Source organism: Paracoccus sp. J55, from assembly GCF_000513975.1.
In the GTDB taxonomy this organism is placed as follows: Bacteria; Pseudomonadota; Alphaproteobacteria; order Rhodobacterales; family Rhodobacteraceae; genus Paracoccus.
Window position 1 is genome coordinate 41128 of record NZ_AZVA01000020.1, and the last position, 13183, is coordinate 54310.

Sequence of the window (13183 nt, forward strand, 5' to 3'; positions counted from 1 at the left end):
CCGGCGCGGCCGGTCGGAAAAATTTACGCACAGGACCATTCGCAGGGTCAACGTATCTTTGCGGCAGGTTTCCGGCCGTCGCCGGGCAGGGAAAACGGCACGGCGGGCGCCTCCGCAGGAAGGACCCGGCCGCGGACCGGCGCCGCGACGCCCGCCCGGAGGCGGGGGAACCGCCCGTTCCCCTCTCGGACGTCGAATGGCCGGGACCGCTACCGTCCGGCGCGTGGCGCGCGCCCCGAGGCGATCTTTCGCATGGCGGCCGGCCGCCGCCGCATCCCGTTAGCCCGCGACCCGCAGCGAGCGGGGGTCGTAGAGCGGCTTCAGGCTCGCCTCGGCCTCGACCAGCCGGCCCGCAACCTCGATCCGCCAGGCCGAGGCCAGCAGCTCCTCGGCGGTCTCCTCCGGCCGGCAGGGCGCATAGCCCAGCCCGATGGCGCCGCCCAGCGTGTGGCCATAGGCGCCCGAAGTCAGCTGCCCGACGATGCGCCCGTCGCGCAGGATCGGCTCGTTATGGAACAAGAGCGGCTCGGGGTCGCGCAGGCGGAACTGCAGCAGCCGGCGGGTCAGGCCCTGCTCGCGCTTGCGCAGCACCGCCTCGCGGCCGATGAAATCGCCCTTGCCGGTCCTGACCGCGAAGCCCAGCCCGGCCTCCAGCACGTGATCCTCGTCGGTGATGTCATGGCCGAAATGCCGATAGGCCTTTTCGATGCGGCAGCTGTCCATCGCGTGCAGGCCGCAAAGCCGCAGGCCCAGATCCTCGCCCGCCTCGGCCAGGACCTCGAAGACATGCGCGGCCTGGTCAGAGCTGACGTAAAGCTCCCAGCCCAGCTCGCCCACGTAAGAGATGCGATGCGCGCGGGCCAGGCCCAGGCCGATCTCGATCTCGCGCGCCGTGCCGAAGGGATGCGCCGCCTCCGAGAAATCGTCCGGCGAGACGCGGGACAGAAGCGCGCGCGAGCGCGGCCCCATGACCGGGATCACCGCCTCGGCGGCGCTCATGTCGGTGATGGTGACGAAGGCGTCGCCCAGATGCCGGCGCAGCCAGGCCAGGTCGCGCTGCAGCGTCGCGCCGGGCACCACCAGCAGGAAGGCGGTCTCGGACAGCCGCGTCGCCGTCAGGTCGGACTCGACGCCGCCGCGCGCGTTCAGCATCTGCGTGTAGACGATGCGTCCCGGCGTCACGTCCATGTCGTTGCCGCAGAGCCGCTGCAGGAAGGCCAGCGCATCCCGCCCCTCGACCCGGATCTTGCCGAAGCTCGACATGTCCAGCAGCCCGACGCCCTCGCGCAGCGCCCGGTGTTCCCCGGCGCTGTTTGCGAACCAGTTCTGCCGGCCCCAGGAATAGCGGTATTCGCGCGGCTCGCCGGGCCCGGCGAACCAGTTGGCGCGCTCCCAGCCCGCGACCTCGCCGAAGACCGCACCGCGCGCCTTCAGGTGCTCGTGCAGGGGCGAGCGGCGCAGCCCGCGCGCCGTCGCCATCTGGCGGTAAGGGTAATGATCGGCATAAAGCAGCCCCAGCGTTTCCGTCACGCGCTCGCGCAGATAGCGGCGGTTGCGCTGGAAGGGCTGGGCGCGGCGGATATCCACCTCCCACAGGTCGAAGGGCGGCTCGCCCTTGTCCATCCAGGCCGCCAGCGCCATGCCCGCCCCGCCGGACGAGACGATGCCGATGGAATTGTAGCCCGCCGCCAGCCAGTAGCCGGCCAGCTCGGGCGCTTCGCCCAGGTAATAGCGGTCGTCGGGGGTGAAGCTTTCCGGCCCGTTGAAGAAGGTATGGATGCCGGTCTCGGCCAGGATCGGCATGCGGGCGATGGCCTTTTCCAGGATCGGCTCGAAATGGTCCACGTCCTCGGGCAGCTGGTCGAAGCAGAAATCCTCGCGGATGCCGGCCATGCCCCAGGGCTTGGCGACCGGCTCGAAGGCACCGAGCAGGATCTTGCCGGCATCCTCCTTGTAATAGGCGCATTCGTCGGGGACGCGCAGCACCGGAAGCTGCGACAGGCCCGGCACCGCCTCGGTGACGATGTAGAAATGCTCGCAGGCATGCAGCGGCAGGGTGACGCCGTTCTGCGCCGCAAGGTCGCGGCCCCACATGCCGCCGCAATTGACCACATGAGCGGCGGCGATATGGCCGCGCTCGTCGCCCGCCTGCCAGTCCACGCCGGTGACGCGGCCGCGGTCGGCGGTGACGCGGGTGACCTTGACGCCTTCGTGGATGCGGGCGCCGCGCATCCGCGCGCCCTTGGCCAGCGCCAACGCGATATTGGCCGGATCGGCCTGCCCGTCGCCCGGCAGATGCACGCCCGACACCACATCCGAAATCTCAAGATGCGGATACAGATCCTTGATATTGCTGGGGGAAAGCTCGTTCACCTCGATGCCGAAGGCGCGCGCCATCGAGGCTTGCCGCAAGAGTTCCTCGCGCCGGGCCTCGGTCAGCGCCACCGTCATCGAACCGCGCTGCGAAAAGCCGGTGGCCAGCCCGGTCTCGGCCTCCAGCCGGGTGTAGAGGTCGGTCGAATATTTCGCCAGCCGGGTCATGTTCTGGCTGGCGCGCAACTGCCCGACCAGCCCCGCCGCATGCCATGTCGTGCCGCAGGTCAGCTGCCTGCGTTCCAGCAGCAGGATGTCGGTCCAGCCCCGCTCGGCCAGGTGATAGGCGACCGAGCAGCCCGAGATGCCGCCGCCGATGATGACGACGCGGGCGGAGCGGGGAAGGTCGGGCATGGGCGCATTCCTGGCTGGAGAATCCTGCCCGCCACCCTGCCACGTCTGAATGAAATTTCAAGCATTGTTTTTCATTATGGTGATGCGGCGGGGTATCAGCATCATTTCTCTGGCCAAGGCGATGCCGTTCCTCTAGCACGGGGCCATGGACAGGATCGGTCAGGACATCAGGGCGCTGCGCAAGGCGCGCGGCATGACCATCGCGGAATGCGCCGGGCGGCTGGACCGATCGGTCGGCTGGCTCAGCCAGGTCGAGCGCGGCGTGACCGCGCCCTCGGTCCAGGACCTGGGCCGGATCGCGCTGCTTTTCGACCTGAACATCAGCTTCTTCTTCCGCTCGGCCGCCCGCCAGCCCGAGGAGCAGGGGCTGATCGTGCGCGCCGCCGACCGCAGCCGCATCGGCTCGGCCGATACCGGGCTTTCCGAAGAGCTGCTCTCGCCCGGGCTGACCGGGGGCTTCGAGATGATCCGCTCGGTCTTCGCGCCCGGTTCGAAAAGCGAAGGCATCCGCCCCGCGCGCGAGAAAGAGGACGGCGGCGTGGTGATCTCGGGACGGCTGGTGCTGCAGATCGGCGGGCGGCGCTTTGCGCTTGGCCCCGGCGACAGCTTCCAGTTCAGGGGCGCGGCCTATGCCTGGGAAAATCCCGGCGACGAGCCCGCCGAGGTGATCTGGATCGTCTCGCCGCCGATCTACTGACCGGCCATTCGGCGATCCGTCGCCGAAGCTGCGGACCCTCGCGGCCATGTGTCCGGTCCCGGACTTGTGAGGCTGCGGGCAGGCCGCTAACCGGGAACGATACCGCCCCTGCGGCATTATGAGGGCATTGCCGATGAAGGAGAAAGCCATGCGCCACCTGTCGCTTCTTCTGGCCGCGCTGGTCGCGGCGGGACCGGCCCTGGCCGAAAATCGCGGCGTGGTGATCGCCAATGCCCGCTACCGGCACGCGCCGGAACTGGCCGATGCCGATGCCGGCGCCGCCTCGGACGCGATGAAGGCGGCGGGGTTCCGCACCGTGGCCGGCGCCGACCTGACGGTCAAGGACGTGCGGCAGGCGCTGGCCGATCTGCTGCGGCCCGACGACGACCCGGGGGCGCGGATCGTGCTGCTGAACGGCCATTTCCTGCATGGCGGCAGCGACAGCTGGTATATGGGCACCGATGCCGAGAAGCCCGATCTGGTCGGCGCCGGCGGGCAGGGCGTGCCGCTGTCCATGGTGCTGGACCTGATGAAGCAGGCGCGGCCGGGGGCGGTGCTGCTGCTCGGCCTGGACGAGAAGGGCATGGAACATGCCGCCGGGCTGGAAAACGGCATCGGCCCGCTGACCCCGCCGGAAGGGGTGACGGTGCTGTCGGGTCCGCCCGCGGCGACCAGCGCGGCGGCGGCGGCGCTGCTGCAGCCCGGCACCTCGGTCGCGGATCTGCTGCGCGCCGACGACCGGCTGGTCATGGCCGAGGGCGGCGATGCGGAGCTGGTGCTGGTGGCCGCCGAAGCCGGTGCCGGGACCGCCGAGGCCCCGGCCGATCCGCTGGAGGCCGACCGCGATCTGTGGGCCAAGGCGGCGGCCGAGGACACGGCGTCGGCCTATCGCGGCTATCTCGACCGCTATCCCAGCGGGATCTATTCGGCGGCCGCCAAGGCGCGGCTGGACGCGCTGGGGACGGCGCAGGCCGACCGCGACCTCTGGGCCGAGGCGGCGGCGGCCAATACCGCTGCGGCCTATGAGGACTATCTGGCCCGCTATCCCCGGGGGGAATTCGCCGAGGCGGCGCAGAACCGGCTGACCGAGCTGCGGCCGGCGCCTGCCCCCGCGCCCGCTCCGGTCCAGCCGCGCGAGCCCGAGATCCAGCAGCCGCGCCAAGCCGCGCCCGCGCGCCAGCCGTCGCAGGCCGAACTGGCCGAAAGCCGGCTGAACCTGTCGCGCGCCGACCGGGTGACGATCCAGCGCCGGCTGAACACGCTGGGCTATTCGACCGGCGGGGCGGACGGGGTCTTCGGCTCGCGCACCCGTTCGGCCATCCGCGGCTGGCAGCAACGCAACGGCTATGCGGTGACGGGCTACCTGACCTCGGCGCAGCTGGGCACGCTGCGGAGCCAGGCCAATGCGGCGGCGCCCAGCCGCGAGCAGCAGGACCGCGCCTATTGGCAGCAGACCGGCGCCAAGGGCGGGGTGCGCAACCTGCGCGCCTATCTGGACCGCTATCCGAACGGCATCTATGCCCAGAACGCGCGGCAGCGCCTGGCCGCGGCCGCGGCGAGGGGTGACGACGCGCCGCGCGGCGACCGCGAGGACCGCGCCTGGGCCCGGGCGCGGCAGCTCGATACCGTGCAGGGCTATACGCAATATCTGCAGAACTGGCCGCGCGGCGAACATGCCGAGCAGGCCCGCCAGCGCCGCAACCGGCTGATCAACCAGGGCCAGCTGGGCAATGGCGTGATCGGGCTGGACACGATCCTCCGCGAGCTGGTGAAATAGCCCGCCGCTTCTTTGCCCGCCGGGATGCGCATGACCCGGCGGGACCGGCCGGGTTCTTTGCGCCGGGTACGATTTTCGTCCCGGTCCGGGGAACCGCAGCGGCGGGCAGAGGTTGCGTGGCGAAACAGTTCCTTGCGGAAACCGGATGGTGATGAGTCCCGAGACCCTGCTGCAACCCGGGCGGAACTGCTGGCGCGTCGCGCCGGCAGAGCGTTTCGCCTTTATCGTCGATGCCGCCGACTATTTCCTGACCGCCCGCCGGGCCATGCTCAAGGCGCGGCGCTCGATCATGCTGATCGGCTGGGATTTCGACGCAAGGATCGAGATGGGACAGGCCGGGGACGGCGGCCCCGCGCGGCTGGGCGACTTCATCCTCTGGCTGGCCGAGCGCAGCCCGGCGCTGGAAATCCGCCTGCTGCGCTGGGATACCGGCGCCGTCAAGGCGATGTTCCGCGGCAATACGCTCTGGACGATCCTGCGCTGGAAGGCGCATCCGCGCATCACCCTGCGGCTGGACGGCGCCCATCCGCCGGCCGGCTCGCATCACCAGAAGATCGTGGTGATCGACGATTGCCTGGCCTTTTGCGGCGGCATCGACATGACCGTCGAACGCTGGGACCGGCGCGAGCACCTGGACGACGACCCGCGCCGCATCGGGCCGGGCGGCCGCCCGCACGACCCCTGGCACGACGCCACCAGCGCCTTCGACGGAGAGGCGGCGCGCGCGATGGGGGATCTGGCCCGCGCGCGCTGGCGGGCCGCGACCGGCGAGACGCTGCCGGCCTGCGAGGATTGCCACGATTGCTGGCCGGAAGGATCGCGGCCGACCTTCACCGACATCCGCCTGGGCATCGCCCGCAGCATCCCGGCGATGGACGGGGTGGAGCCGGTGCACGAGATCGAGGCCGCCTATCTGGACCTGATCGCCGGGGCCGAGCGGATGATCTATGCCGAAAGCCAGTATTTCGCCTCGCGCCGGATCGCCCATGCCATCGCCCGCCGGCTGGCCGGCGAGAACCCGCCCGAGATCGTCATCGTCAACCCCCATACCGCCAACGGCTGGCTGGAGCCGCTGGCGATGGACACCGCCCGGGCGCGGCTGGTCGAGGCCCTGCGCCGGATCGACAGCCGGGGCCGTCTGCGCATCTATCATCCGCAGACCCGGGGCGGGGCGGGGATCTATGTCCATGCCAAGGTCATGGTGGTGGACGACCGGGTGCTGCGGGTCGGCTCGTCGAATTTCAACAACCGCTCGATGCGGCTGGATACCGAATGCGACGTGATCCTGTCGGCCGACGAGCCGGGCAATGCCCATGCCGCTTCCCGGATCGCGGCGCTGCGCGACGACCTGCTGGCCGAGCATCTGGGCGTGAGCGCGGAGCAGGTGGCGGCGAAGCTTGCCGAGACCGGTTCGCTGATCGCCACGGTCGAGGCGCTGCGCGGGCCGGGCCGCAGCCTGGTTCCCTATCGCGTCCCCGAACTGACCGGCATCGAGGAATGGCTGGCCGAGAACGAGATCCTCGACCCGAACGGCCCCGAGGAGATATTCGAGAGCACCGCGAAACGCGGGCTGTTCAAGGGCTGGGGCCGGCTGCGCCGCCGGGCATAGCGGCGGTGCCGGTCGGGCGGGGCGGTCCCGGACCCTATGTCAGGCGGCTCCGGCCGCGCCGCTGATCCGGAAGGCGGCGGCCAGGTCGGCGGCCAGCTGCCGCCGGGCCTGCGCCTGCCGGGCGGGATCGGGCAGGCGCAGGATATGGGCGGGATGCCAGGTGACCAGCACCGGCCCGCCATGCAGGCCCGTCTCGACCCCGCCCCGCCGGGCGGCGAGCGCGCCGTCCCGTTCCGTCAGCGCATAGGCCGCCGAGGCGCCGAGGGCCAGCACCGCGCCGGGGCGGATCAGGCCCAGCTCCTGACCCAGCCACCAGCGGCAATGCCGGATCTCCTGCCGGTCGGGATTGCGGTGCAGGCGCCGCTTGCCGCGCGGCGCGAACTTGAAATGCTTCACCGCATTGGTCAGCCAGACCTGCGCCGGGTCCACCCCGGCTTCGGCCATGACCGCGCGCAAGAGCTGGCCCGCAGGCCCGACGAAGGGGCGGCCCTCCAGATCCTCGCGGTCGCCGGGCTGCTCGCCCACGATCATCAGCCGGGCATCGGGCGCGCCCTCGCCCCAGACGGTCTGCGTCGCCGCCTCGCACAGCCCGCAGCGGCGGCACTGACGCGCGCCGGCGCGGGCCTCGTTCAGCGTTTCGGGCAGCATTTCGGGCTGGTCGGGCAGCCGGGACAGGCCGGCGCGGTAGCGGGCGGAAACGGCGGCGGCGCCGGGCCGGGGCAAGGTGGCCCCGGCCTGACGCATCCGCTCGACCCGCGCGCCGGCATCCTTCAGCATGGCGGGGATCAGCCGGGTCTCGGGCAGGTTCTTCCAGTATTTCCTGGGCATATGCGACCGCATCGCGTCCAGCTTGACCCGCGCCGGGTTAAAGATATTCGCGAAATAGGTCGCCCAAAGCGCCTCGGCGCCATCCTCGGGCAGGTCGGGCCTGATGCCGCCGGGGCCGAAGCCGAGCCGTCCGTCGCGGAAACGGGCGGTCAGGCGCGGTGTCGCGATCACCCAGTCCATGTCGGCGAAACGCTCGGCGAAGAAGCGGCTGCCGGGCTCCAGCGTGTTGTGCCCGGGTTCGAACCATGCGGCGAAGCGGCGGCGCGAACCCTCGGCCGGGAGCTCGCGGAAACGCAGGAAGGCATGCATCTTGTGGATGTCGCGCTCGACCGATTTCGCCATCAGGGCCAGCCGCCGGCCCAGGGGATCGGCCTGCGACAGCGGATCGCCCTGCCGGCGGTCGATGCGCCACAGCGCCTGATAAAGCAGCCCGAAGCGCGCCGGCGCGGAATGCCAGATCACCGACCGGGCCAGCGCCATGAAGGCCGGCGGCACCCGGGCGCGATGGCTGCCCGGGGCCGGGGGCAGGGGACCGGCCGCGAAAAGCCCGGCAGCTGCCTCCCAGTCGATGGCTTCGGGCGGGATGCGATGCGAGATCGCGACGCGCGCGGCGTCGTGCCAGGCCTCGAAGGTGCCGCATTCGGGCAGGGGGGCGGCGTAGTTCACAGCAGGCGCAGCTGCTCGGCCGGCGGGGCGAAGCGGGCGCGCAGGCCGGCGCTGTCGGTCAGCTTGCCGGGCGACCAGCCGGGCAGGGTGATGAAGGGCTGCGCTTTCTTCATCGCCGCGCCCATGCGGGCCAGGTCCTCGTATCGCAGCGCACGGTTTGCGCGCGCGGCGATGATCCGCTCGACGGTGCGGCTGCCGAAGCCCGGAACCCGCAGCAGCATGTCCCGGCTGGCGCGGTTCACCTCCAGCGGGAACAGCCCGCGATGGCGCAGCGCCCAGGCGAGCTTCGGGTCCAGGTCCAGATCCAGATGGCCGGCCGTCGCGCCGGCCGCGATCTCTTCGGCGGTGAAGCCGTAGAAGCGCAGAAGCCAGTCCGCCTGATAAAGCCGATGCTCGCGCAGAAGCGGCGGCCGGACCAGCGGCAGCGCCGCCGAGGCGTCGGGGATCGGCGAGAAGGCCGAGTAATAGACCCGCCGCAGCCCGTAGCCCGCATAAAGCCGGCTGGCGCTGTTCAGGATCGTCACGTCGTCCGCGCCGTCCGCGCCGACGATCATCTGCGTGCTCTGCCCGGCCGGGGCAAAGGCCGGGGCCGGGCGGCCGCTGTGGCTTTTCTCCTGCGCGGCCTCGCTTTCCAGCCGCACCTGCGCCATGGCGTTGCGGATGGTTTCGGGGCGCTTCTCGGGGGCGAGCTTGCGCAGGCTGACATCCTGCGGCAGCTCGACATTGATCGACAGCCGGTCGGCCCAGAGCCCGGCCTCGCGGATCAGGTCGGGCGCGGCGTCGGGAATGGTCTTCAGGTGGATATAGCCGCGAAAGCCGTGCCCCTCGCGCAGGGTCCGGGCGATGCGCACCATCTCGGCCATGGTCTGGTCGGGCGAGCGGATGATCCCCGAGGAGAGAAACAGCCCCTCGATATGGTTGCGCCGATAGAATTCTAGCGTCAGCGTGACGACCTCTTCGACGGAAAAGCGCGCCCGCTCGACATTGGACGACACGCGGTTGACGCAATAGGCGCAGTCGAAGATGCAGAAATTGGTCATCAGGATCTTCAGCAGCGAGATGCAGCGCCCGTCCGGCGTATAGGCGTGGCAGATTCCCGAAGACCCGTCCCGGCCGCCGCCCGACGCGCAGGAGGCGTCGTATTTCGCCGCATCCGCAAGGATGGCGAGCTTGTCCTGAAGAGTCGTCCTTGTCATGCGGACAAGTTAGATGTTCACGGAATGTTCGTCAATTCGCCAAGCCGCCCCCGTCGCCCCGGCCTCAGCGCAGCACCCGGCGCAGCCCCTCCTGCACCTTCAGGAGCGCGGGCAGGTAAAGCGCCGCCAGCTCGCCGGCCGAGGATTGCACCGCCGCCACGCCGGTGTTCAGCGCCGCCACCACCCGGCCATGCGCGTTGTAAAGCGGCACGGCAAGCGAGCGCAGGCCCAACTCGACCTCCTGGTCGATCACCGCATGGCCCTCGGCGCGGGCCTGCCGGATGCGCGCCATGATCTCGTCCGGCGCGGTCAGGCTGTGCGGGGTGCGCGGCGTCAGGTCGGACCGCTCGACGATGGCGCGCGCCTCGGGCTCGGGCAGGGCGGCCAGCAGCACCCGGCCCATCGAGGTGCAATGCGCCGGCAGCCGCGAACCCGGCATCAGCCCGATGGACATCACCCGCCTTTGCGCCGCCCGCGCCAGATAGACGATCTCGGTCCCGTCGAGGATCGAGACCGAGGTGGATTGCCCGATCTGCTCGGACAGCTGGTCCAGCCAGGGCTGCACCAATTGCGCCAGCGGCAGCGCCGCCAGCGCCCCCATGCCCAGCCGCAGGACGCGCGGCGTCAGGGTGAAGAACTTGCCGTCGTAATCGGCATAGCCCAGCTCGTGCAGGGTCAGCAGGCAGCGCCGCGCCGTCGCCCGGTCCAGCCCCGTCGCCTCGGCCACCTCGGCGATGGAAAGCCGGGGACGTTCCGCCCGGAACGCCTCGATCACGCCAAGCCCCTTGGCCAGCGAGGCGATGAAATCGGTCTTGTTCACCATGCGCACAGATTTTTACGCAGTTTGAACAAATGTCAACATACGCACGAAATCTCTGGCATCACGACGGCCATGCGCGCATGACATCCCCGGAACCCGCAGGAGGAGGTCATGGACAAACGCATCCCCAATCTGGCCGAGGCGGTCGCCGGCATTCCGGACGGTGCGACGGTGATGATCGGCGGCTTCGGCGGCTCGGGCGCGCCGATCGAGCTGATCCACGCGCTGATCGACCGCTATCTGGCCACCGGCAGCCCCGGCAACCTGACCGTCATCAACAACAACGCCGGCAACGGCCATGTCGGCATCGCCGCGATGATCGAGCAGGGCATGGTCCGCAAGATGGTCTGTTCCTTCCCGCGCTCGGCCGATCCGCGGGTCTTTACCGACAAGTATCTGGCCGGAGAGATCGAGCTGGAACTGGTCCCGCAGGGCACGCTGGCCGAGCGCATCCGTGCCGGCGGCGCCGGCATCCCGGCCTTCTATACGCCGACGAGCTACGGCACCGATCTGGCGAAGGGCAAGCCGGTCGCCGAGTTCGACGGCCGGCCCTATGTGCAGGAACGCTGGCTCAAGGCCGATTTCGCGCTGATCAAGGCCGAGCTGGGCGACCATTACGGCAACCTGACCTATCGCATGGCGGCGCGGAACTTCTCGCCCCTGATGGCGATGGCGGCGGCGCGCACCGTCGCGCAGGTGACGCAAGCGGTCGCGCCGGGCGGCATCGACCCCGAGCATGTGGTGACGCCGGGCATCTTCGTCTCCGGCATCGTCGAGGTCGCCAACCCGGCGCAGGAAGAGGCGCTGAACCGCGCCGATGCGGCCCATCCCCCCGTCCGTCCCCAGGAGGTGCAGGCATGACCACGAAGCTTTCCAACGCCCAGATCGCCTGGCGCGCGGCGCAGGACATCGCCGACGGCGCCTATGTGAACCTGGGCATCGGCTTTCCCGAGATGGTCGCCAAGTTCCAGCCCCCCGGCCGTCAGGCGGTGTTCCATACCGAGAACGGCGTGCTGGGCTTTGGCGAGGCCCCGCCGGCGGGCGAGGAGGACTGGGATCTGATCAATGCCGGCAAGAAGGCGATCACGCTGAAGCCGGGCGCGGCCTTCTTCCACCATGCCGACAGCTTTGCCATGGTGCGCGGCGGGCATCTGGATGTGGCGATCCTCGGCGCCTATCAGGTGGCGCAGAACGGCGACCTGGCGAACTGGTCCACCGGGCCGAAGGGCGTGCCGGCGGTGGGCGGCGCGATGGATCTGGTGCATGGTGCCAAGCGCGTCGCCGTCATCACCGATCACGTCACCAAGGACGGCAAGCCGAAGCTGCTGGAGGCCTGCACCCTGCCGCTGACCGGCGTGGGCTGCGTGACCCGGGTCTATACCTCGCTCGCCGTGGTGGACATCGAAGGCGGCCGTTTCGTGCTGCGCGAGAAGCTGGTCACGATTTCCCTTGACGACCTGCAAGCCGTGACCGGCGCGCGGCTGCATCTGGACGGAGCGGTCGGCGACCTGATCGCACCGGAGCTGTGACATGACCGAAGTTTTCCTCTGCGACTATATCCGCACGCCCATCGGCCGCTTCGGCGGCGCGCTGTCCCCGGTGCGGGCCGACGACCTGGGCGCCATCCCGCTGCGCGCGCTGATGGCGCGGCATGCCGGGCTCGACTGGCAGGCGGTCGACGACGTGATCTATGGCTGTGCCAATCAGGCCGGCGAGGACAACCGCAACGTCGCCCGCATGTCCTTGCTGCTCGCCGGCCTGCCGCTGGAAGTGCCGGGCACCACCATCAACCGGCTTTGCGGCTCGGGCATGGACGCGGTGCTGGTCGCCGCGCGCCAGATCGCCGCGGGCGAGGCCGGGCTGATGATCGCCGGCGGCGTCGAGTCGATGTCGCGCGCGCCCTTCGTGCTGCCCAAGGCCGAGACTGCCTTTTCCCGCCATGCCGAGATCCACGACACCACCATCGGCTGGCGCTTCGTGAATCCGGCCATGCAGGCGGCCTATGGCACCGACTCGATGCCGCAGACCGGCCAGAACGTCGCCGACGATTACGGCATCTCGCGCGAGGCGCAGGATGCCATGGCGCTGGCCTCGCAGCAGAAGGCGGCGGCGGCGATCGCCAGCGGCCGGCTGGCGCAGGAAATCACCCCGGTGACGATCCCGCAGCGCAAGGGCGAGCCCATCGTGGTCGATACCGACGAGCATCCCCGCGCCACCACGGCCGAGGCGCTGGCCAAGCTGCGGCCGCTGTTTCCGAACGGCTCGGTCACGGCGGGCAATGCCTCGGGGGTGAACGACGGGGCGGCGGCGCTGATCCTGGCCTCGGAGGCGGCGGCCCGGAAGCACGGCCTGACGCCCATCGCCCGGGTGCTGGGCGGGGCGACGGCCGGCGTGCCGCCGCGCATCATGGGCATCGGCCCGGCGCCGGCGTCGCAGAAGCTGATGGCGCGGCTGGGCCTGACCCCGGCCGATTTCGACGTGATCGAGCTGAACGAAGCCTTCGCCGCGCAGGGTATCGCCACGCTGCGCCAGCTGGGCATCGCCGAGGACGACCCACGGGTGAACCCGAACGGCGGTGCCATCGCGCTGGGGCATCCGCTGGGCATGTCGGGCGCCCGCATCACCGGCACGGCGGCGCTGGAACTGGCCCGGACCGGCGGGCGGCGCTCGCTCTCGACCATGTGCATCGGCGTCGGCCAGGGCATCGCCGTGGCGCTGGAGAGGGTCTAGGCGCGCTCCCTCCGAAACCGCCGGATGCCGCGAAAGCCCAAGGATCCCGTGGCGTGCCGATGCGGGCTGCATGGAACCCGCGCCCTGCCGTGACGTTGGCCCCCCGAGCCCGCGGCGGGCGGCCCAGCCTTCC

10 protein-coding genes are annotated in these 13183 nt (G+C 70.6%); 6 read left to right on the forward strand and 4 right to left on the reverse strand.

What is annotated here, in order from left to right; all coding sequences use genetic code 11:
* Positions 1–279 precede the first annotated feature (279 nt).
* Entirely contained in the window at positions 280–2727 is a 2448-nt protein-coding gene (locus tag PARJ55_RS0115145) for an FAD-dependent oxidoreductase (RefSeq protein ID WP_028713803.1), read from the reverse strand.
* Between the two features lie 145 nt (positions 2728–2872).
* Between PARJ55_RS0115145 and PARJ55_RS0115155 the strand changes: the two genes are divergently transcribed.
* From PARJ55_RS0115155 to PARJ55_RS0115165, 3 genes are all read left to right on the forward strand, one after another.
* Positions 2873–3424 (forward strand): helix-turn-helix domain-containing protein, encoded by a 552-nt coding sequence (locus PARJ55_RS0115155; protein ID WP_028713804.1) that lies wholly within the window; start codon positions 2873–2875, stop codon positions 3422–3424.
* A 133-nt stretch (positions 3425–3557) separates the two neighbouring features.
* Positions 3558–5201, forward strand: coding sequence for a peptidoglycan-binding domain-containing protein (locus PARJ55_RS0115160; RefSeq protein WP_232215720.1), 1644 nt, complete (start codon positions 3558–3560; stop codon positions 5199–5201).
* A 151-nt stretch (positions 5202–5352) separates the two neighbouring features.
* Complete coding sequence (locus PARJ55_RS0115165) at positions 5353–6810, forward strand: phospholipase D-like domain-containing protein (RefSeq protein WP_028713806.1); 1458 nt, start codon at positions 5353–5355, stop codon at positions 6808–6810.
* Positions 6811–6849: 39 nt separating this feature from the next.
* Here PARJ55_RS0115165 and PARJ55_RS0115170 read toward each other — a convergent pair whose 3' ends face one another.
* From PARJ55_RS0115170 to PARJ55_RS0115180, 3 genes are all read right to left on the reverse strand, one after another.
* Positions 6850–8304 (reverse strand): UdgX family uracil-DNA binding protein, encoded by a 1455-nt coding sequence (locus PARJ55_RS0115170; protein WP_028713807.1) that lies wholly within the window; start codon positions 8302–8304, stop codon positions 6850–6852.
* A complete protein-coding gene (locus PARJ55_RS0115175; protein ID WP_028713808.1) occupies positions 8301–9500 on the reverse strand; it encodes a putative DNA modification/repair radical SAM protein in 1200 nt (399 codons plus the stop codon). Before PARJ55_RS0115175 ends, PARJ55_RS0115170 begins: the two co-directional genes overlap by 4 nt.
* A gap of 64 nt (positions 9501–9564) precedes the next feature.
* On the reverse strand, positions 9565–10323 hold the full coding sequence (locus PARJ55_RS0115180) for an IclR family transcriptional regulator C-terminal domain-containing protein (RefSeq protein WP_028713809.1): 759 nt from the start codon (positions 10321–10323) through the stop codon (positions 9565–9567).
* A 108-nt stretch (positions 10324–10431) separates the two neighbouring features.
* Here PARJ55_RS0115180 and PARJ55_RS0115185 point away from each other — a divergent pair, with 108 nt between their 5' ends.
* From PARJ55_RS0115185 to pcaF, 3 genes are read left to right on the forward strand one after another with little or no spacing between them, the layout of a single operon-like run.
* Positions 10432–11181: a 3-oxoacid CoA-transferase subunit A gene (locus tag PARJ55_RS0115185; RefSeq protein WP_028713810.1), complete on the forward strand. Its 750-nt coding sequence runs from the start codon at positions 10432–10434 to the stop codon at positions 11179–11181.
* Positions 11178–11849 (forward strand): 3-oxoacid CoA-transferase subunit B, encoded by a 672-nt coding sequence (locus PARJ55_RS0115190; RefSeq protein ID WP_028713811.1) that lies wholly within the window; start codon positions 11178–11180, stop codon positions 11847–11849. The genes PARJ55_RS0115185 and PARJ55_RS0115190 overlap by 4 nt, the downstream gene beginning before the upstream one ends.
* A 1-nt stretch (position 11850) precedes the next feature.
* Positions 11851–13050, forward strand: a complete 1200-nt coding sequence (gene pcaF, locus PARJ55_RS0115195) for a 3-oxoadipyl-CoA thiolase (RefSeq protein ID WP_028713812.1) — start codon at positions 11851–11853, stop codon at positions 13048–13050.
* Positions 13051–13183: the final 133 nt, after the last annotated feature.